Here is a 20,801-nt window from a genome sequence, read left to right as displayed (position 1 = left end):
TCCGCTCCACCTCCGGGAGGTCTGATGAGTCGGGCGAACCTGCGCACGGCACTGGCGCAGGACATGAGGGTCGGCGCGGGCAACGTGCTGCCCATGCTGGTCGAGCACGGCGCCGACCCGGATGCCCCGCGGATGACGTTCGACGTCGACGTGGACGGCATCCCCGCGTGGACCGCGCTCTCCCTGCGCGACCTGACCGAGCGGGTCGCGGCGCGGGCGGAGTGGTTCGCCCGCAAGGGGATCGGTCGCCGCGACCCGGTCGCGATCTTCGTGACGTCGGCGGCGGACGTGTTCCTCAACTTCTTCGCGCTCAACCACCTCGGCGCGATCCCGGCGCTGATGAACGGGAGCATGCCGGTCGAGGTCGCGGCCGAGTTCGTCCGCCGGCTGGGCGGGGTGGGCGTGCTGCTCGACGCCGACCACGCCGCGCTGCGGGACCACGAACTCGGCGTGCCGGTCCTCGGCGACGCGGCGGAGGCGGGCGCCGGCGACCCGGCGAAGGCGCCGCCGCCGTACCGGCACCACGACGACGACCCCGTGGCGATCACGCACTCGTCCGGCACCACCCGGACGCCCACCCCGGTCGTGCACTCCCACCACAGCCTGTTCGCCGCCGTGCGCGCGGTGCGGCTCACCGAGGCCAGGCCGCACGGCCGGGTGCGGGAGATGTCCGTGCTGCCCGCCGCGCACGCCGCCGGGATCATCGTGGTGAACCAGGCGCTGTGCAACGGCTACGAGCTGCTGTGCCTGTCCGCGCAGGGCGGTCCGTTCGAGCGCAGCGGCGAGGTCGTCCTGGACGCCATCGAGCGCTGGCGGCCGACCGGCGTGTTCGGTTTCGCGGTGACGTGGGCCGAGCTGGCGCGGTTCGACCTGACCGAGCGCGACCTGGGATCGGTGCGCAACTGGTCCAGCACGGGCGACTGCGCGCACGAGCCGCACATCCGGCGGCTGGTCGAGGTGGGCAGCCACCCCGTCTGGACGCCGGACGGCGTGGTCGACGAGCCCGGCTCGAAGTTCATCGACACGCTCGGGTCGACCGAGATGGGCCACAGCGCGTTCGCCATCAGCCACCGGCCCGGCACCGACCGGTACGACCGCTGCGTCGGCAAGCCGTACCCGTTCGCCGAGGTGGCGCTGCTGGACGTGACGACCGGCGAGGAGGTGCCGGTCGGCCAGGTCGGGCAGTGCGGGTTGAAGTCGCCGACGATCGCGCCGGGCTATTGGAACGATTCGACCGCCACCTACCGCAACCGGCTCAACGGCTACTACCTGACCGGCGACCTGATGTACCGGGACGAGGAGGGCTACTACTACCACCTCGACCGGGTCAACGACGCGATCGACCTCGGCGACGGCGACTGGCTCTACACCGCGCTGTCCGAGGAGCGCGTGCTGGTCAGCTGCCCGGACGTGCGCGACTGCACGGTGATCGCGACCAGGCAGGGGGACGGGCCGCCGATCACCGACGTGCTGCTGGTGCTGCACGAGGGCGCGGACCCCGACCTCGACCGGGGCGACGCGGTCCGCGCCGCGCTCGGCGAGGCGGTGGCGCGCACCGTGCGCCGGGTCGACGTCGTGCCGGACGGCCGGTTGACCGTGGGCCCGACCGGCAAGGTGCGCAAGTTCCTGATGCGGCAACGGGTGTTGGCGGACGCGCCACGCGGGAGGTAGCTCGTGCGGTATCCGCTGTCGTTCGCGCAGGAGCGGGCGTGGTCGCTCGGCCCCGCGGCGAACCTGTCCCGCGCCGCCTGGCTCGACGGCCCGGTGGACCCCGTCGCCCTGCGAGGGGCCATGGACGTCGTGGCCGCCCGGCACGCGGCGCTGCGGACGGGTTTCGCCGTGGTGGCGGGCGTGCCCGAGCAGGTCGTGTCCGACGTGGGCAGCGTGCCGGTCGACCACGTCGTGGTCCGGGACGTCGAGCAGGCCGAGTCCGTCATCGCCGAACTGGCCGCGCGACCGTTCGACCTCGAACGCGCGCCCCTGCTGCGGGCGGTGCTGGTCGAGGTGGGCGGGGACGGGTGGCTGGTGGCGCTGGTGGCGCACCGGCTCGTCGCCGACGACGCCGCGCTGGCGATCCTGCTCGCCGACCTGTCCACCGCGCACCGCACGGGCGTCACGGCCCTGCCGCCACCGTGGCTGGACTACGGGGACTACGCCGTGTGGCAGCGGGAGCGGCTGAGCGGTGAGGAGCTGGAACGCCTGCTGGACCACTGGCGTGACGTGGCGCGCGACGCCCCGAAGCCGTTGGCGCTGCCGACCGGGCACCCCGTCGAGCGGTTGGCGCTGACGATCGACGGGGCGTCGGCCCGGTGGTCGGCGGACGTCGGCCCGGCCACCGCCTGCCTGGCCGCGTGCGCGGTGGTGCTGGCGCGGTGGGCCCGGCAGGACGACGTGGTGATCGGCGTCCCGGTCGGCGGGCGCGTCCGGGTGGAGCTGGAACCGATCGCCGGTCCGTTCGCCGACGTGGCGCCGGTGCGGGTGTCGACGGCCGGTGAGCCGACCTTCGGTGAACTGCTCGTCCGGGTCCGGGACGCCACGGCGCACGCGTTGTCGCACGACGAGGTCCCGCTCCGGCTGCTCGCCGACGAACTGGGGATCGACCTGCCGGACGCGGTGCGGTTCGCCTTCCCGCCACCCGGGCCCCCGGCTGCGCGGAACGGCGTCGTGCTGCCGCCGACCGCCGAAGCCGACCTCGAACTGCACGCCGGCGAGGACGGTGTCCTGACGCTCGTGCACCGCACCGACGCGGCGTTCGCCGACTGGCTGCTCAAATCGGTGGTGTCCGTGCTGGAGCACGCGACCCCGGGCACACCGGTGGCCGAGCTGCCCGTGCTGCCGGAGTCGGGGGAGTGGACCGCCGTGGCGACCGCCTCCCGTCCGTCACCCCTGGGGAACCGCCCCACGCTTCCGGCCTCCGACCCGACGCCGACGCGTGACCAGGTCGAGCGGACCATGGCCGCGATCTGGGCCGAGCTGATCCACGCCACCGAGCCGATCGGCGCGGACGACAACCTGTTCGGCCACGGCGGCGGCTCGTTGACCGCGGTCCGGTTCGCCTCCCGGATCGCCGACACCTACGGCGTCAACCTCCCCCTGGACCGCGTCTTCACCTCGCCGACCGTCGCGGCGCTCGCCGGGATCGTCGTCGGGATCGTCGCCGCCGAGCAGGCGCCCGCCAGTGCCGCCGAAAATGTCTTCGACCTGGCCGCCGACACGTTGTTCGGCGCGCTCGAAGATCCCGCCTTGAACTCGATGAATTTCCTCAACGAGGTGGCGATCCGCTATCCGGACGCGATACAGCTGGCCGCCGGGCGGCCCAGCGAGGAGTTCTTCGACCTGGCCGACGTGCACCACTACCTCCAGGTGTTCTGCCGCTATCTCGCCGACGAACTCGGTCGTACCGAGGAAGAAGTGCGGCGGACCGTATTGCAGTACGGTCGGACCAAGGGCATCATCCACGAACTGATAGCCCGCAACCTCCGGCTGGACGAGGGCGTCGAGGTCGACCCCGAGTCGGTCGTGGTCACCGCGGGCTGCCAGGAGGCCATGTTCCTCGTCCTGCGCGCCCTGCGGGCCGACGAGCGGGACGTGCTGCTCGCCGTGTCGCCGACCTACGTGGGGCTGACCGGCGCGGCGCGGCTGGTCGACCTGCCGGTCCGCCCGGTGCGCACCGGCGAGCGCGGGATCGACCTGGACGACCTGGTCGCGGTGATCCGGCGGGAGCGCGCGGCGGGCCGCCGACCGCGCGCCTGCTACGTGATGCCGGACTTCGCCAACCCGTCCGGCCTGAGCCTGGACGTGGCGACCAGGCGGCGGTTGCTGGAGGTCGCCGAGGCCGAGGACGTGCTGCTGATCGAGGACAACCCGTACGGGCTGTTCCACGGCGACTCGGCCCGGCTGCCCACGCTCAAGGCCCTGGACCAGGGACGACGCGTGGTGTACCTGGGTTCGTTCGCGAAGTCCGTGCTGCCCGGCGCGCGGGTCGGCTACGTGGTCGCCGACCAGCGGGTAGCCGCGTCGGACGGCTCCGCGGGCCTGCTCGCCGACCAGCTGTCGAAGATCAAGAGCATGGTCACGGTGAACACCTCGCCGATCGCGCAGGCCGTGGTCGGCGGCAAGCTGCTGGCCAACGGCGGTCGCCTCGCCGGGGCGAACACCCGGGAGCGGGAGCTGTACGCCCGGAACCTGCGACGCCTGGTGGACGGGTTGGCCGAGCGCTTCCCGGACGACCCGGAGATCAGCTGGACGACGCCCGCCGGCGGGTTCTTCGTCGTGGTCACCGTGCCGTTCGAGGTGGACGACCGGCTCCTGGAGCGCTCGGCGCGGGACTACGGCGTGTCGTGGACGCCAATGGGTCATTTCTACGACGGCGCGCCGGGCGCGCGGGCCCTCCGCCTTTCCTGCAGCGCGGTTTCCGACGCGCAGATCGGTCCCGCGCTGGATCGGCTGGCGGCTTTGCTCAATGACCGTCGCGGCCGATTGGCCGATAGTCCGCCGGACGCGTTCTGACGTACGATTCGACCCACTCGGCACGCCGGTGGGCGGACACCCCAGCGAAAATGTTTCGAAACAGCGCGTGATCAGCCGGGAGACGTGATGGAAAAGAGTTCGGCGTTGGCCGGATTGGAAGTCGCGGCGGGTCCGGAATGGGTGGACGAGATCCTGCTCCGGGGTCCGGACGACGAAATCTGCCTCTATTCGGGTGGACCCGTCGACCGCCGCGCGCTGCGCCGGGTGGTCGCGGAGCGCCAGGAACGGTTGACGGCCGCCGGCCTGCGCGCGGGCGGTTCGCTCGCGCTGCGGCTGCCGCCCTCGCTCGCCTACGTGGCGAACCTGCTCGCCGGGTGGCGGATCGGCGCCCAGGTGAGCCTGCTCGACCACCGCCTCACCGCGTTCGAGGTCGACACCGCGCTGCGCCGGCTCGCTCCCCAGGTGGTGGTCACGCCGGAACGGGTGACGAGCAGCCCGCTGAGCGCGTTCGCCGAAGTCGAGGAGGCCGTCACCGCGCACGGTGGCCGCCCGGCCGCGACGCGGCACGCGGTGATCCAGCTCAGCTCCGGCTCCACCGGACCGTCCAAGGTGATCGGTCGGACCGCCGCCGACCTGGTCGCCGAGGTCGACCGGTACACCCGGATCGACGGCGTGCCGCTGCCCGGTGAGCGGATCGTCGTGCTGGCCTCGATGGTGCACGTGCTCGGCCTGGTCGGAGCCCTGCTCTACGGCCTGCACGCGCACGTGCAGGTCCGGCCGCCCGAACGGCTCACCGGGGACAGCGTGCTCGACGCGGTCGCGGCCGAGGCCGCGCCGGCGACGGTGCTCGGCGTGCCGTTCCACCTCGGCCTGCTCGCGTCCGTCGTGGACCCGCCGGAGCTGCCGCAGCTCAAGCGGATGACCACCGGCGGCGAACCGGTGCCCGCCGCGACCGCCGCCGCCTTCACCGACAAGTACGGCGTGCCGCTGGGGAACATGTGGGGCATGACCGAGGTCGGCGTGATCGCCACCGACCTGTTCGGCGAGCACCGACCCGCCCTCACCCCCGCGCCCGGCCTCGACGTCGTGGAGCGCGACGGCCAGCTGCTGGTGAGCCGACCCGAGTCGCCGTACGTCGGCCCGTCCGACCCGGACCGGTGGGCGGACGGCTGGCTGCGCACCAAGGACGCGGGCGTGGTCGACCCGGACACCGGGCTGGTCACCGTCAAGGGGCGGCTGGACTCCCAGGTGTCGGTCGGCGGGCTGAAGGTCGACCTGACCGAGGTCGAGGCGACGCTGGCCGAACTGCCGGGCGTGGTGGCGGCCGTCGTGCTGCACGACGACGTGATCACGGCCTACGCGCAGCTCGCCGCGCCCGCCACGGCGGCGACCGTCCAGGCCGGTCTGGCCGAACGGCTCGCCGCCTACAAGAGGCCGCGCCGGGTGCACGTCCTCGACGCGATGCCGCGCACCACGACGGGAAAGCTGGTCCGCGACCGCTCCGTGCTCCGCGAGGTCGCGCGTGCAGGGAGGTGAGCCGATGCAGGCACCTGATCGGGACGACGTCCTGGCGATGCTCGCCGGTCTCGACGGCCGTCCGACCGAGGACGTCCCCGAGCTGATCGAATCTATGGAGCTGGCCTGGCTCGTGCACCAGGTCGAACAGCGCTACGGCGTGCGCATGGAACTCGACAGCGGCCAGTACGGCCGCATGACCACCGTCTCGGGAGCCGCTGACGTGCTCCGGGAAGTGATCGGGATGCCTGATGAACATATCCGGGATTGACCACATCGAGTTGTACGTGGGCGACGCCAAGCAGTCGGCCTTCTACCTGTGCAACGCCTTCGGGTTCGAGGTCTGCGGGCAGGGCGGGCCCGAGACCGGGATGCCCGGCCAGCGCTCCCTGCTGCTGCGGCAGGGCGACATCCAGATCGTCCTGACGACCGGCCTGGTGGCCGACCACCCCGCGACCGAGTACGTCCGCAGGCACGGCGACGGCGTCGCGGTCGTCGGGATCGGCGTGGACGACGCCGCCGCGGCCTTCCGCGGCCTCACCGAACGCGGCGCCGAACCGGTGTCGGAGCCCCGGGAGTACCTGGCGCCCGGTGGCGACCAGCGGGTGGTCGTCGCCGAGGTCTCCGGCTTCTCCGACGTGACGCACCGGCTGGTCGAGCGGCACGGCTCGCGGCGCGAGTTCCTGCCCGGCGCGATCGAGGTCGCCGACCCCGAGCCGCACACCGACGGCAAGGTGCTGCGCTCGATCGACCACCTCGCCATCTGCGTGCCGGTCGGCGGGCTCGCCCCGACCGCGCAGCACTACGTGGACGTGTTCGGGTTCACCCAGATCTTCGAGGAGTACGTCGAGGTCGGCGGGCAGGGCATGGACTCCAAGGTGGTGCAGAGCCCGTCCGGGCTGGTCACCTTCACCCTGATCGAGCCGGACCCGGAGCGCCAACCGGGGCAGATCGACAACTTCCTGACCTGGCACGCCGGCGCGGGCGTGCAGCACGTCGCGTTCGGCACCGACGACATCGTGCGGGCGGTGGGCGCGCTCGGCGACAAGGGCGTGCGGTTCCTGGGCACGCCGTCGACCTACTACGACGCGCTCGAAGACCGGGTCGGGCACCTGGACGCGCCGCTGGACGAGCTGCGCCGGCTCGGCGTGCTGGTCGACCGGGACCACTGGGGCCAGCTGCTGCAGATCTTCACCGAGTCGATGCACGTGCGCCGCACGCTGTTCCTGGAGATCATCGAGCGGCGCGGCGCGCTCACGTTCGGCAGCGGGAACATCAAGGCGCTGTACGAGGCGAAGCAGGGCGAACTGTCCGGCACGACGGCCACGTGAAGGGGAAGTGACTGCGGTGAACGAGTTCACGCTGACCGAGCGGGAGCGCGCGTTGCTCCCGTCGGACGCCGACGTCCGGTTCTTCGCCGAGCACGGCTGGTACCTGTCGGAGAAGCTGCTCTCCGACGACGAGGTCGACGAGCTGACCGCCGCCGTCGACCGGTACTACGCGGGTGAGCGGAGCCGCCGGTTGCCGACCCGGCCGCCCCGGCTGGCCTACTGGACGCCCGAGGACGGCGACGTGCAGCGCCACAACGACTACGTGCACTACGAGAGCGACCCGATCGCCAAGGCGCTGCTCAAGCCGCTGATCGGCGCGGTGGCCGCCCGCCTGGCGCAGGCGGACGAGATCCGGGTGTTCCAGTCGACCCTGATCCACAAGCCGCCGATCGCGGCGGAGCCGTCGAACGTCGTGCCGTGGCACTTCGACAAGCACTACTGGTCGTCGTCGTCCTCGGACCGGATGCTGACCGCGTTCATCCCGTTCCACGACTGCGACGAGGAGCTGGGCACGATCACGATGGTCGACGGCAGCCACCTCTGGGAGGAGGTCGGCTCGGACGACACCGCGACCAAGCACTTCGCCGAGCGCGACAAGTCGCAGCTCGAAGACCTGCTCAGGGCCAACGCGGCGCACAACGGGACCGAGGTCGTCAAGATCCCGATGGTGATCCCCAAGGGGCACATGAGCTTCCACCACTGCCGGACCTACCACGGCAGCGGCCCCAACCGCGCCGCCCGGCCGCGCCAGGCCATCTCGCTGCACCTCCAGGACGGCGACAACGCCTACCGCGAGTTCCCGCTGTCGGACGGCGACCTCGCGTTCTACAACCACGACTCCCTGGTGCGCCGGACCCCGGACGGCAGGCCGGACTACGCCGACCCGGAGTTCTGCCCGCCGGTGTGGCGCGCCTGACCGCCGGGGGACGACGGTGACGCGAGCGCCGGACACCGACGCCGGCCTGTACCGCGCGGTGCGGCTGATCCGCCGGTTCGAGGAGCGGGCGGTCGAGCTCGTCCGCTCCGGTGACGTCGTCGGCGGCATCCACCCGTACACCGGGCAGGAGGCCATCGCCGCCGGTGTGTGCGCGGCGCTGCGCGAGGACGACGTGATCACCAGCACCCACCGCGGGCACGGGCACGTGCTGGCGAAGGGCGCCGACCCCGGCCGGGTGCTGGCCGAGCTGGCCGGTCGGGCCACCGGGCTGAACCGGGGGCGCGGCGGGTCGATGCACGCCGCGGACTTCGGGCTGGGCATCCTCGGCGCGAACGCGATCGTCGGCGCGAACGGCGCGATCACGGCGGGCGCGGCCTGGGCGGCGCGGCAGGAGGGCGGCGACCGGGTCGCGGTGAGCTTCTTCGGCGACGGCGCGGTCAACCAGGGCGTGCTGCTGGAAGCCTTCAACCTGGCCGCGCTGTGGCGGCTGCCGGTGCTGTTCGTCTGCGAGAACAACGGCTACGCGACGACGCTGACCGTCGCCGACGGCGTGGCGGGCACCATCACCGGCCGCGGCGCGGCGTTCGGGATGCCGTCGGTGACGGTGGACGGCATGGACCCGCGCGCGGTCCTCGGCGCGGCGCGCGAGGCGGTGGACCGGGCCCGCGCGGGCGACGGGCCGTCGCTGGTCGAGTGCGTGACCTACCGGTTCGACGCGCACCACACGTGGGAGCACAAGGCCCGGCCCCGCTACCGCACCGAGGAGGAGGTCCGGAGTGGACGGGAGCGGGACCCGGTGGTGATCCAGGGCGCGCGGCTGGCCGACCCGGAGCGGGAGCTGGTCGACGCGGAGGTCGAGGCCGCGCTGGCGGACGCGGTGGCGTTCGCGCTGGGCAGCCCGCACCCGGACCCGGTCGGCGCGCTCGACTTCCTGTACGCCACCGGCATGCGCGCGCGTCCGGGCGGTGGTGGGTGATGCCGTGGCTGTCCTACCAGAAGGCGCTCAACCGGGCCCTCGGCGACGAACTGGCCCGCGACCCGGCGGTGTTCGTGCTCGGCGAGGACGTCCGGGTCGCGGTCTCCACCGTGACCGCCGGCCTGTTCAAGCGGTTCGGGCCGGACCGGGTGCTGGACACGCCGCTGTCCGAGCAGGCGTTCACCGGCTTCGCCACCGGCGCCGCGCTGAGCGGGCGGCGGCCGGTGATCGAGTTCCAGATCCCGGCGCTGCTGTACCTCGCGTTCGAGCAGATCGTGAACCAGGCGCACAAGTTCTCGCTGATGACCGGCGGCCAGGCGCGGGTGCCGGTGACCTACCTGGTGCCCGGCTCGGGCTCGAAGACCGGGTGGGCGGGGCAGCACTCCGACCACCCGTACGCCCTGTTCGCCCACGCCGGGGTGAAGACGGTGGTGCCGGCCACCCCCGAGGACGCCTACGGCCTGCTGACCACCGCCATCCGGGACGACGACCCGGTGGTCGTCTTCGCGCCGGCGGCGGCCCTCACCGCCCGGGTCGACGTCGACTTCGCGCGGCTGGGCCCGGTGCCGCTCGGCGTCGGCCGGGTGCACCGGGAGGGCGGGGACGTCACGGTGGTCGCGGTCGGGCACCTGGTGCACGACGCGCTCGCGGTCGCCGAGGAGCTGGCCGGCGACGTCTCGGTCGAGGTGTTCGACCCGCGCACGGCGTACCCGTTCGACTGGGACGGGCTGGCCGCCTCGGTGGCGAAGACCGGCCGCCTGGTGGTGGTGGACGACTCGAACCGGATGTGCGGGCTCGCCGCCGAGGTCGTCGCCACCGCGGCCGAGCGGTTCGACCTGCTCGCCCCGCCGGTCCGGGTGACCAGGCCGGACGGCGCGGTGGTGCCGTTCGCCCCCGCCCTGGACCGGGCCGTGCAACCCGACCGCGCCCAGCTCGCGGCCGCGGTCCTGAAGGCGCTCAAGCACTGACGACGGAGGACCGATGCCACTGGACCCGCGGTTGCGGGCGATGCGCGAGGACGCGATCGCCGCCGGTGTCCCGCCGCTGTACGAGCTGTCGGTCGAACAGGCCCGCGCCGCCGACCTGGAGGCGATCCGCGCGGCGGCGGGCGCCGGCGAGCCGGTGCGCCACGTCACCGACCGGCACGTCCCCGGACCGGGCGGCGACCTGCCGATCCGGGTCTACCGCCCGGTGGAGGGGTCCGGGCCGGCGCCCACGGTCGTCTACTTCTTCGGCGGCGGGTGGGCGCTCGGCAGCGTCGACACGTCCGACGAGATCTGCCGCGCGCTGGCCAACGCGGTGCCGTGCCAGGTGATCACCGTCGGCTACCGCCTGGCGCCGGAGCACCCGTTCCCGGCGGCGGTGGACGACTGCCGCGCGGCCGTCGCCTGGATCGCCGCGAACGCCGCCGAACTCGGCGTCGACCCGGCCCGGTTGGCCGTGGCCGGCGACAGCGCGGGCGGCAACCTGGCGGCGGTGACCGCCCTGGCCACCCGGGGCGACCCGGCGCTGGCGGCGCAGGTGCTGGTCTACCCGAACACCGACCACCGCGGCGACACCGCGTCCATGCGGGAGAACGACGACCCCGCCGGGTTCAACCACCGGTCCGTCGCCTGGTACTGGAGCCACTACCTGGAGCGCCCCGAGGACGGCCGCGACCCGCTGGCCTCGCCGCTGCTCGCCGAGGACCTGGGCGGGCTGCCGCCGGCGCTGGTGATCACCGCCGAGCACGACCCGCTGCGGGACGAGGGGGAGCGGTACGCCGAACGCCTGCGCGAGGCGGGCGTGCCGGTCGTCGCGACGCGGTACGACGGGATGGCGCACGGGTTCTTCGCCATGTCCGGCGTCGTGGACGCGGCCCGCGAGGCGCGGGAGGAGGTCGCCGCCTTCCTGCGCGAGCACCTCACGGCCGGCTGGGACCCGCTGACGCGGTGAGGTGGCGGATCGAGGCCACGTCCGGGCACCCCGCCAGGCGCAGCGCCGTCTCGAACTCGTCCCGCAGCACGTCCAGCACCGCCGTCACGCCCCGCTCGCCACCGGCCGCCAGCCCCCACAGCACCGGCCTGCCGATCAGCACGGCCGTCGCACCGAGCGCCAGCGCCCGCAGGACGTCGACCCCGCTGCGCACGCCGCTGTCCAGCAGCACCGGGCACCGCCCGCCCACCGCGGCCACGACGTCCGGCAGCGCGACCACGCTGGGGATCGCGCCGTCCAGCTGCCGACCGCCGTGGTTGGACACCACCACGCCGTCCACGCCGAGGTCCGCGGCCCGCGCCGCGTCACCGGCGTCGAGGATTCCCTTGACCACCAACGGCAGCCGCGTGCGCGCCCGGATCCACTCCAGGTCCCGCCAGCTCAACGACGGGTCGAACGCCGTGCTGGTGTGCCGTGCGATCGCCGAGTCGCCCCGGACCCGGCCGACGTGGTCGTCGGTGTTCACCGGCCGCACCCACGGCGGCAGGGCGAAGCCGTTGCGCAGGTCCCGCAACCGCCGCCCCAGCACCGGCACGTCGACGGTCAGCACCACCGCGCGGCAGCCCGCGCCCTCCGCGCGGCGCAGCAGGTCCACCACCACCCCGCGGTCCCGCAGCCAGTAGAGCTGGAACCAGGTCGTGCCGCCCTCGCCGGCCACGACCTCGATCGACTCGGAGCTGAGGGTGCTCACCACGTACGGCACACCCGCCGCCGCCGCGGCCGCGGCGGCGGCCCGCTCACCGCCCTCGTGGACCAGCCGCTGGTAGGCCATCGGCGCGACGGCCAGCGGCAACGACGACCGGACGCCGAACAGCTCGCGGCCGGTGTCGCAGGTGGACACGTCGACCAGGGACCGCGGCACGACGCAGACCCGGTCGAACGCGGCGCGGTTCGCGGCCAGCGTGACCTCGTCGCCGCTGCCGCCCGCGACGTAGTCCCACACGTCCGGCGCCAGGCGTTCGGCGGCCAGCCGCTCGACGTCGGCCGTCGACCACACGTCCGGCAACGTCCCGACGCTCCGCCCCACGCGCCCTCCATCACCGCGGCCCGCCGTCATGCGTAAGCCGCGGCCTGCATCGTGTACAGCTCGGCGTACAGGCCGTTCGCGGCCATCAGCTCGTCGTGCGACCCGTGCTCCGCCACCCGCCCGCCGGCCACCACGACGATCAGGTCGGCCATCCGCACCGTCGAGAACCGGTGCGAGACGAGCACGGTGATCGCGCCGGTGCGCTCGCCGACGCTGCGCGCGCTCGCCGCGTACCGCTCGAACAACCGGTGCTCGGCCTGGGCGTCCAGCGCCGACGTCGGCTCGTCGAGGACGAGCAGCAGCGGTTCCGGGCGCATCATGGCCCGGCCGAGGGCGAGCTTCTGCCACTGCCCGCCGGACAGCTCCGCGCCGTCGGCGTAGGTCTTGCCGAGCTGGGTCTCGATGCCGTGCTCCAGGCGGTCCAGGACGTCCTCGGCCCGCGCGCGGCGCAGCGCGCCGTGCACCGCGTCGGCCGACTCGACGTCGGCCAGCTCGCCGACGCCGACGTTCTCCCGGGCGAGCAGTTCGAAGCGGGTGAAGTCCTGGAACCCGGCGGCGATGCGGCTGCGCCACCCCTCCACGGGCAGCCGCGCCAGGTCCGTGCCGTCGAGGGTGATCGTCCCGGTGGTGGCCGGGTAGAACCGGCACAGCAGCTTGACCAGGGTCGTCTTGCCCGCGCCGTTCTCGCCGACGAACGCGACCGTGCCGCCCGCCGGCAGGGTGAGGTCGACGTCGGTGATCACCGGCCGGTCGGCGCCGGGGTAGCTGAACGAGACGCCGCTCAGCTCGATGCCGCCCCGGACCCGGTCGGGCACGTCCCGGTCCGGCGGTGGCGGCGCCTGGCTCGCCAGCAGCGCGCGCACCCAGCGCAGGTTCGCCATCACCCGCCCGGTGCGCTGCATCTCCTGCAACGCCGCCACGGCGGAGGTCACCTGCTGGTTCACCTGGGACGCCAGGGTCAGCACGAGCAGGACGTCGCCGGCGCTGCGCCGGCCCGCCACGGCGTCGCGCATCACCAGCAGCGTGCCGAGCACGTAGGCCGCGGCGAAGACCAGCTGCCCGGTGGCGCGCAGCAGCACGGCCCGGCGCTCGCCCCGCCACAGCTCCTCCGACGCGCTGTCCCAGGACCGCCGCTGGCGGGCCCGCACCTCCGCTTCGAGCCCGCCGACCCGCAGCTCCTTGGCCGACGCCGGGTTCGCCACCAGCCCGAACAGGTGCTTGGCGTGCCGCGACGGCGGCGCGGACCGCTCCCGGGCGGCGTTCACGATCGACTCGGCCCGCCGCCCGAGCAGCAGCGGCGGCACGGCGGCCAGGGGCAGCAGCAACAGCAGCGGGTTGAGCCGGGCCAGCAGGACCGCGGTGATCGAGATCGCCACCAGCAGGCCGAGGCTGTTCAGCAGGCCCTCCATCGAACCCCACGCGGCCCGGTGCAGCTCCTGCCGCAGCACCTGGATCCGGTCGGCGTACTCGGGCCGCTCGTGGTGCTCCAGCCCGGCCGAGCCGTTGGTCATCTCGATCAGCTCGCGCTCCAGGCGCGGCACGGCGCGGTCACCGAGCTCGAAGTAGAAGATGTGGGCGAAGTGCCCGGCGGTCAGCGCCGCGATCACCGCGACCACGACGAGCACGGCGGCCGTCGTCGCGCCCCGGACGTCACCCGCCAGCGCCGAGTCGGTCAGCGTCGCCAGCGCGGGCGCGGCGAGCGGCATCGCCGACGCCTGGGCGATCATCAGCACGATCGCCAGCACCAGCCGGTGCCTGCTCTCGTTCCAGGCGAGGGCGAACAGCTCCCAGCCGCCGCGGACGACCTCGATCACCGGCCGACCTCCCGTGCCCCGGCCGACGCGTCGACCACGTCGCCGTCCTCGACGTCGAGGCCGTGCGCGAACCGCTCCGCCTGCAACGCGAACAGCCGCGCGTAGTGACCGCCCGCCGCGATCAGCTCGTCGTGCGAGCCGCGCTCGACCACCCGCCCGCCGTCCACGACGACGATGTGGTCGGCGCGCCGGACGCTGGAGAACCGGTGCGAGATCAGCAGCGAGGTGACGCCGCGGGTCAGCTCGACGAACCGGTCGAAGAACGCGACCTCGGCCCGCACGTCCAGCGCCGCGGTCGGCTCGTCCAGCACCAGGACCGTCGCGCCCGCCTCCAGGGCGTAGAGCGCGCGGGCGATGGCGATCCGCTGCCACTGGCCGCCGGACAGGTCGGTGCCGCCGGGGTAGGCCCGCGACAGCGGCGTGTCCAGGCCGTCCGGCAGGGCGAGCAGCGCCTCGGCGATCCCGGCCCGTTCGGCGGCGCGCAGCACCACCGCCCGGTCGACCGGCACGTGCGCCGCGCCCATGGCGATGTTCTCCGCCGCGGTCAGCTCGTAGCGCACGAAGTCCTGGAAGATCACCCCGACCCGGCGGCGCCACCGCGCCGGGTCGAACTCCGCGATGTCCACGCCGTCGGCGCGCACGGCGCCCGAGGTCGGCTCGTACAACCGCGCCAGCAGCTTCACCAGGGTGGTCTTGCCCGCGCCGTTGACGCCGACCACGGCGGTGCAGCGCCCGGCGGGCAGCTCCAGCTCGATGCCGTCCAGCACGGTCCGGTCCGAGCCGGGGTAGCGGAAGTCGACGCGGTCGAAGGTCAGCGCGGTGACCGGCGCGCTCGCGGGCACCTCGGCCCGCCCGGGCGGCCGCTGCTCGTCGGCCAGCTCGCCGAGCCGGTCCCGCAGCCGCTGCAAGGCGGTCAGCGACAGCATCGCGTACTGCGTGCTGGTGTCCGCCTCGGGGTAGTAGCCGCCCAGCGAGATCGCCAGCGCGACCGCCTGCACGCCGAGCGCCAGCGCGGTCAGCCCCACCTGGCCGGTCGCGGCGAGCCGGGCGGCGTGCACCATCGCGCCGCCGGCCAGCAGCAGGCCCACCGACGTGATCACCAGGTACGGGACCAGGTAGACGCGGCGGCGGGCGCGTTCGTAGGCGTCGCGCACGGTCTCCCACGCGGCCGCGTAGCGGTCCGCCAGCCACCCGGTCAGGCCGTAGACCCGGATCTCCTTGGCGGCCACGTCGCTCATCGTCAGCTCGTGCAGGTACCCGACTTCGCGCTGCTTGCCCACGACGTCCCGCCACACCCGCGAGTACTTCCGCAGGCCGCCGCGCTGCCCGTAGCGGAACGCCAGCACCGCCACGCCGACCGCCAGTCCCGCGGGCCACGCGACGGCCAGTCCGATGACCACCACCAGCGCCAGCAGCCGGGTGTAGCGGGCGAGCAGCCCCAGCAGGCCGAAGCACGCCTGACCGGGCGTGCCCCACTCGCGGTCGAAGGCGCGCACCGCCTCGCTCAGCTCGTCCAGGGTGCGCTGGTCCTCCAGCGGCCCGATGCCGACCGGGCGCAGCATCAGCGCCATCGCCTCGTCCCGCAGCGCGCTGTCCACCCGCCGCCGCAACTGCTGGCCCAGCGCGTTGCCGAGCGGCGTGAGGACCTGGGCGAGCAGGAACGCCGCGGCGGCGAGCAGGAAGATCACCGTCAGCCGGTCCCACGCCGGGCTGCCGACACCACCGCCGACCGCGGCCGGGACCTCGCCGACCAGCACGCTCGTCGCGACCACGAACGCCACCGGCAACAGTCCGAGCGCGACGTTGAGCACGGCCAGGGAGGCGACCAGGCCGACCCCGCCGGACGGCAACAACCGCACGATCCGCAACCGCGGCCGGACCGCCTCCTCGACCCAGCGCCACCAGGTGGCCCGCCACCCGGTGGCCGGGGGCTCGACAGCAGGAGGTGAGCCGGTCGTCATGGTGCTCCCGCGAGTCGCCCGGCGCCGAAGGACGGCGATAACCCGATTCCCCGGATTGACGGCACGTGCGTCGCCGTCATTCCGCCGACGGCCTCGTTCGCACCGAATACAAGCACACCGCCTTGAGCCGCACCAAGGAAGTGCTTTCGTGATCCCGCACGACGAGTTGCGCAACTCCTCCGGGACTTGTCGGGTGCGTCGGCCGCACTACCCCGAACGCGGAGCGGACCGCTCCGGGCCGGTCAGCCCCACACCGGGAGCCACGCCTGCCAGCGGTCCTCCTCGCAGGAGTTCACGCGGCTGAACGCGGAGGCGACGTCGACGCCGAACAGCACGCCGCTCACCTTCGCGCGCTCGGGACCGTAGACGCGGTCGAAGCAGTTCGCGGTCGGCGGCACGGGCCTGATCGCACCGGGTTCCTCCGCGATCGCCGCGCACGCCGCCTCCGGCCGCGGGTGGTCGCCGCCGTCCGGCCCGCAGGTGAGCCGGTACTGGCGCACCTGCGAGCCGAGCGGGTCGTGGACGGTGATGGTGAGGTCGGTGGTCGGCGCCGCCGACGCGGCGGGTGCGAGCACGGCGCCGAGCGCGGCCGCGAGGACGAGCGCCGGCAGCGCGCCGCGGGTCGACCTGGTGATGGGCACGGTCTTCCTCCAACTGATCCGCATCGACCAAGGGGAATCCCGACCGGCGGCGGGTGGCCGGGTGTGCCGTCCAGTGAACCACCCCTGGGCCGCGTTTCGCGGAATTCCCCGTCAGAGGGCCGAGAAGTGCCCGGCGTCCCCGGTGATCGCGGTGCTGGGGACGCCGTCCACGCTGACCGGGACGTCGCCCGCGATGGTGATCCGGTGCAGCCGGCGGCGCGCGTCGTCGTAGTCGGCGACGCCGTAGTGCTGCGTGGCCCGGTTGTCCCAGATCGCCACGTCGCCGTCGGCCCACTGCCAGCGCACGGTGTTCTCCAGCCGGGTCACCCGGTCCTGCAGCAGCGAGAAGACCGCGTGCGACTCGCCGCTCGTCAGGCCCACGATCCGCTTGACGAAGTGGCCGAGCAGCAACGCCCGCTCGCCGGTCTCCGGGTGCACCCGCACCAGCGGGTGCTCGGTCTCGTACCGCTGCGACCGGAACTCGTCGCGGTACGCCTCCTCCTTCACGTCCACGCCGCCGATGCGGGTCGAGTCGACGTGCCCGGCGTAGTCGTACACGTTGGTGTGCACCGCCCACAGCCGGTCGACCAACGCCTTCAACGCGGGCGGCAGGTCCTCGTAGGCGCGCGGTGTTCGCCCACACCGTGCTGCCGCCGTAGGGCGGGAGCTCCACCGCGCGCAGGACGCTGATCGCGGGCACGCGGTCGACGAACGTGACGTCGGTGTGCCAGCTGTTGGCCTTGCCGTGCTCGGAGTCGATCGGCAGCACGTTGGCGTGCTCCCGGCCCCGGACCGTGGGGTGCGCCAGCGTCGGCTCGCCGAGCAGTCGGGCGAACGCGAGCTGACCCGCGTCGTCCAGGTGCTCCTGGCCGCGGAAGAACACCACCTTGTTCGCCAGCAGCGACTCCCTGATCGCGGCGACGGCGTGGTCGGGCAGGTCGCCGCCCAGCCGGACGCCGTCGACCCGCGCGCCGATGCCCGCGCCGAGTCGGTGGGAGGTGATCGTGCCGGAAAGCTGTGCGGTCATCGCCGAAGTCCTCTCGTGGAAAAGCGGTCGACTCCACGGTGGACAGTCGGACGCGACCGCCACAACATCGCGCGGCCGGAAAATAAGTCGTCCCAGCACCCGGACGCGGTTGACACCGGGATCGCCGCCGGCGGGTTCCTTGCGCCGGTGAAATAACCCCCGGTTGTCCAGCCCCGCGGCCCGCCGACCCCATCATGTGGGACGCCCCGCGACGGCGTTGACCGCCCCCGACCCCGGTGTGAGGCTCTGCCGGGTGAGCCAAGCCCGCTACCTCACCTCGCGCCGGCACGTCGACCTCCGACGCCAGGCCGCCGCCACCTGTCGCGCCGGTCGCTGAAACCCGCACCGCACACCCCGCACCGCGCACCCCGGGCGAACGCCCGGAGTTCCGACCTGCCCGCACTCCCCAGCAAAGGACCCACGGTGATCAGCACGCGACGGAACTTCCTCGGCCTCACGCTCCTCGGCCTGTCCGCGGCCGCGGTCGGCTGCTCGCCCGCCGTCGGCAGCGGCGGTGGGACGAAGGCGCTGCGGTACCAGGGCTGGGCGGGCGACGTGACGCTGCCCGAGCTGGCCGCCGACCTCGGCCACCTCGGCGACGTGACGCTGGAGTGGGTCGGCAACACGACCAGCGGCCCGCAGGACATCCAGTCCGCCGCCACCGGCCAGGTCGACTTCGGCGGCGCGTTCAACGGCGCGGTGGTCAAGCTCAAGGCGGCGGGCGCGCCGATCAAGTCGGTGATCGGCTACTACGGCGCCGACGAGCACGCCTACAGCGGCTTCTACGTGCCGGAGGACAGCCCGATCAGGACCGCCCGCGACCTGATCGGCAAGAAGGTCGGCATGAACACCCTCGGCGCGCACCACGAGGCCATGCTCGGCATCCACCTCAAGCGCGGCGGCCTGTCGCCGGACGACGTCGGGAGGGTGGAGCCGATCGCCATCCCGCCGGTCAACACCGAGCAGTCGCTGCGGCAGGGGCAGATCGAGGTCGGCGTCCTCGGCGGCATCCTGCGCGACAAGGCCCTGGAGAAGGGCGGGCTGCGCAAGCTGTTCTCCGACTTCGACCTGCTCGGCGCGTTCACCGCCGGCACGTACGTGTTCACCGAGAGGTTCCTGGAGGAGAACCCGACCACCGCGCGCACGTTCGTCAGCGGCGTGGCGAAGGCGATCGAGTGGAGCCGCACGACGCCGCGCGAGGAGGTGGTGGCGCGCAAGGTCGACATCCTGGCCAGGCGCGGCCGCAACGAGGACCCGGCCGCGCTGCGGTACTGGAAGTCCAACGGCGTCGCGGAGCGGGGCGGCCGCATCCTGGACCGGGAGCTGACCCTGTGGGTCGACTGGCTCGCCGACCGCGGCGAGGTCACCCGGGACCAGGTGGACGTCACCGGCCTGTACACCAACGAGTTCAACGAACTGGCGGCGTGATGAGCACCCACATCAGCTTCCGCGCGGTCACCAAGCGGTTCACGGTCGAGGACCGCGCGTCCCGGCGGCGCACCGAGTTCACCGCCGTGCGGGGCGTCGACCTCGACGTGCGGCGCGGCGAGTTCCTGGTCCTGGTCGGGCCGAGCGGCTGCGGCAAGTCCACCCTGCTCGACCTGCTCGGCGGGCTGACCGGGCCCAGCGAGGGCGAGGTGCTGCTGGACGGCGTCCCGATCACCGGGCCGGGGCTGGACCGGGGCGTGGTGTTCCAGCAGTACGCGCTGCTGCCGTGGCGCACCGCGCAGGGCAACGTCGAGTTCGGCCTCGAAGCGGCCGGGGCGCCCCGGCGGGAGCGGGCCGACCGGGCCCGCGGCTTCCTCGACCTGGTCGGCCTCGGCGGGTTCGAGGACCGGCACCCGCACCAGCTGTCCGGCGGGATGCGGCAGCGGGTCGCGATCGCCCGCAGCCTCGCCTACGACCCGGCCGTGCTGCTGATGGACGAGCCGTTCGCCGCCCTGGACGCGCAGACCCGCGAATCGCTCCAGGACGAGCTGCTGCGCATCTGGCAGCGCACCGGCAAGACCGTCGTGTTCATCACGCACTCCATCGACGAGGCGGTCTACCTGGGCGAGCGGGTGGCCGTGCTGACCTCGCGGCCAGGCCGCGTCAAGGAGGTGGTGCCGATCGAGCTCGGCGACCGCGCCGGGCAGGACGACCCGCGCGGCAGCGCCGAGTTCGCCCGGCACCGGCACCGGATCTGGGACCTGCTGCACGACGAGGTGTCCCGGGCCCAGCAACAGGAGAAGGAGGTGGCGGTGGCATGACCGCGCTCTTGGAGGCACGACCGGCGGCGGCGCCCGACCCGGTCCGGCCGCGCACGTCCCTCGCCCGCCGCGCCGCGGGCGCGCTGCTGACCGCGTCCGGCAAGGTGGCGGCGATCGCGGTGCTCGTGGCGGTGTGGGAGACCGCGCCCCGGCTCGGCCTGGTCGACGCCACGTTCCTGCCGCCGTTCACGACCGTGCTCGACGCGTGGTGGGACCTGCTCGTCAGCGGCCGGTTGCTGGACGACACCCGGGCCAGCCTCACCCGCTCGCTGACCGGGTTCGGCCTGGCGGTGCTGGTCGCCGTGCCGCTCGGCCTGCTGATCGGCTGGTACCGGCGGGCCGCCGCGCTGCTCGGACCGCTGCTGGAGGTGTTCCGCAACACCGCCGCGCTCGCCCTGCTGCCGGTGTTCGTGCTGCTGCTCGGCATCGGCGAGACGTCGAAGATCGCGATCGTCTGTTACGCCTGCGCCTGGCCGGTCCTGCTGAACACGATCAGCGCGGTGCGCGACGTCGACCCGACCCTGCTCCGGCTGGCCAGGTCGGTCGACCTGTCCGGGCCGCGGCTGTTCCGGAAGGTGATCCTGCCCGCGTCGGCGCCGACCGTGTTCACCGGCATCCGGCTGGCGGGCGCGGTGTCGATCCTGGTGCTGGTCGCGGCCGAGATGGTCGGCGCCAAGGCCGGGCTCGGCCACCTGGTCAACGCCTCGCAGTACAACTTCGCCATCCCCCGGATGTACGCGGGGATCATCACGATCTCGGCCATCGGCGTGCTGTTCAACCAGCTGCTGGTCGCCCTGGAACGCCGGTTCACGTCCTGGCGCGTCCCGGTCGGCGCGTGAGCGCCGCGTGGGGGTCCGCCGGCGGGTACCGGCGCGGTTC

At 73.7% G+C, this 20,801-nt stretch carries 17 protein-coding genes and 1 pseudogene; 13 read left to right on the top strand and 5 right to left on the bottom strand.

The genetic code is table 11. The annotated features are described in order from the left end of the window. The first annotated feature begins 24 nt into the window (after positions 1-24). From AB0F89_RS28605 to AB0F89_RS28565, 9 genes are all read left to right on the top strand, one after another. Complete coding sequence (locus tag AB0F89_RS28605; protein WP_367128725.1) at positions 25-1,671, top strand: class I adenylate-forming enzyme family protein; 1,647 nt, start codon at positions 25-27, stop codon at positions 1,669-1,671. A gap of 3 nt (positions 1,672-1,674) precedes the next feature. Beyond that, positions 1,675-4,509 carry an aminotransferase class I/II-fold pyridoxal phosphate-dependent enzyme gene (locus AB0F89_RS28600; protein WP_367128724.1) on the top strand — a complete coding sequence of 945 codons (2,835 nt, stop codon included), beginning with the start codon at positions 1,675-1,677 and terminating at the stop codon, positions 4,507-4,509. Positions 4,510-4,596: 87 nt separating this feature from the next. Beyond that, entirely contained in the window at positions 4,597-6,006 is a 1,410-nt protein-coding gene (locus AB0F89_RS28595) for a class I adenylate-forming enzyme family protein (protein WP_367128723.1), read from the top strand. 4 nt (positions 6,007-6,010) lie between these two features. Continuing rightward, positions 6,011-6,256, top strand: a complete 246-nt coding sequence (locus AB0F89_RS28590) for a hypothetical protein (RefSeq protein WP_367128722.1) — start codon at positions 6,011-6,013, stop codon at positions 6,254-6,256. Next, positions 6,237-7,316, top strand: coding sequence for a 4-hydroxyphenylpyruvate dioxygenase (hppD, locus tag AB0F89_RS28585; protein WP_367128721.1), 1,080 nt, complete (start codon positions 6,237-6,239; stop codon positions 7,314-7,316). Before AB0F89_RS28590 ends, hppD begins: the two co-directional genes overlap by 20 nt. Positions 7,317-7,332: 16 nt before the next feature. After that, complete coding sequence (locus AB0F89_RS28580; protein ID WP_367128720.1) at positions 7,333-8,232, top strand: phytanoyl-CoA dioxygenase family protein; 900 nt, start codon at positions 7,333-7,335, stop codon at positions 8,230-8,232. Positions 8,233-8,248: 16 nt separating this feature from the next. Then, positions 8,249-9,229, top strand: a complete 981-nt coding sequence (locus AB0F89_RS28575; protein ID WP_367128719.1) for a thiamine pyrophosphate-dependent dehydrogenase E1 component subunit alpha — start codon at positions 8,249-8,251, stop codon at positions 9,227-9,229. Beyond that, on the top strand, positions 9,229-10,197 hold the full coding sequence (locus tag AB0F89_RS28570; protein ID WP_367128718.1) for an alpha-ketoacid dehydrogenase subunit beta: 969 nt from the start codon (positions 9,229-9,231) through the stop codon (positions 10,195-10,197). Before AB0F89_RS28575 ends, AB0F89_RS28570 begins: the two co-directional genes overlap by 1 nt. A 13-nt stretch (positions 10,198-10,210) precedes the next feature. Continuing rightward, on the top strand, positions 10,211-11,164 hold the full coding sequence (locus tag AB0F89_RS28565) for an alpha/beta hydrolase (protein WP_367128717.1): 954 nt from the start codon (positions 10,211-10,213) through the stop codon (positions 11,162-11,164). Here the strand turns inward: AB0F89_RS28565 and AB0F89_RS28560 are convergent. The 5 genes and pseudogenes from AB0F89_RS28560 to AB0F89_RS28540 form a co-directional block, all read right to left on the bottom strand. Beyond that, a complete protein-coding gene (locus AB0F89_RS28560) occupies positions 11,133-12,230 on the bottom strand; it encodes an alpha-hydroxy acid oxidase (protein ID WP_367128716.1) in 1,098 nt (365 codons plus the stop codon). The genes AB0F89_RS28565 and AB0F89_RS28560 overlap by 32 nt on opposite strands. A 26-nt stretch (positions 12,231-12,256) precedes the next feature. Continuing rightward, positions 12,257-14,044: an ABC transporter ATP-binding protein gene (locus AB0F89_RS28555; RefSeq protein ID WP_367128715.1), complete on the bottom strand. Its 1,788-nt coding sequence runs from the start codon at positions 14,042-14,044 to the stop codon at positions 12,257-12,259. Next, positions 14,041-16,005, bottom strand: coding sequence for an ABC transporter ATP-binding protein (locus AB0F89_RS28550; protein ID WP_367128714.1), 1,965 nt, complete (start codon positions 16,003-16,005; stop codon positions 14,041-14,043). The genes AB0F89_RS28555 and AB0F89_RS28550 overlap by 4 nt, the downstream gene beginning before the upstream one ends. A 242-nt stretch (positions 16,006-16,247) precedes the next feature. Then, positions 16,248-16,670: an SSI family serine proteinase inhibitor gene (locus AB0F89_RS28545; protein ID WP_367128713.1), complete on the bottom strand. Its 423-nt coding sequence runs from the start codon at positions 16,668-16,670 to the stop codon at positions 16,248-16,250. Positions 16,671-16,757: 87 nt separating this feature from the next. After that, positions 16,758-17,673, bottom strand: a pseudogene (locus tag AB0F89_RS28540) (TauD/TfdA dioxygenase family protein). 196 nt (positions 17,674-17,869) lie between these two features. On the opposite strand from AB0F89_RS28540, the gene AB0F89_RS28535 reads away from it, so the two are divergent. The 4 genes from AB0F89_RS28535 to AB0F89_RS28520 all read left to right on the top strand — a co-directional run bounded on the left by AB0F89_RS28535 (position 17,870) and on the right by AB0F89_RS28520 (position 20,761). After that, positions 17,870-18,010: a putative leader peptide gene (locus AB0F89_RS28535; RefSeq protein ID WP_367139028.1), complete on the top strand. Its 141-nt coding sequence runs from the start codon at positions 17,870-17,872 to the stop codon at positions 18,008-18,010. A gap of 86 nt (positions 18,011-18,096) precedes the next feature. Further along, positions 18,097-19,101, top strand: coding sequence for an ABC transporter substrate-binding protein (locus tag AB0F89_RS28530; RefSeq protein ID WP_367128712.1), 1,005 nt, complete (start codon positions 18,097-18,099; stop codon positions 19,099-19,101). Further along, positions 19,101-19,922, top strand: a complete 822-nt coding sequence (locus AB0F89_RS28525) for an ABC transporter ATP-binding protein (protein WP_367128711.1) — start codon at positions 19,101-19,103, stop codon at positions 19,920-19,922. The genes AB0F89_RS28530 and AB0F89_RS28525 overlap by 1 nt, the downstream gene beginning before the upstream one ends. Continuing rightward, a complete protein-coding gene (locus AB0F89_RS28520) occupies positions 19,919-20,761 on the top strand; it encodes an ABC transporter permease (protein WP_367128710.1) in 843 nt (280 codons plus the stop codon). Before AB0F89_RS28525 ends, AB0F89_RS28520 begins: the two co-directional genes overlap by 4 nt. The last annotated feature ends 40 nt before the right edge of the window (positions 20,762-20,801 follow it).

This window comes from Saccharothrix sp. HUAS TT1, assembly GCF_040744945.1.
In the GTDB taxonomy this organism is placed as follows: domain Bacteria; phylum Actinomycetota; class Actinomycetes; order Mycobacteriales; family Pseudonocardiaceae; genus Actinosynnema.
The sequence above is the reverse complement of the archived record's forward strand: the minus strand, read 5'-3'. Positions and strand labels throughout refer to the sequence as shown.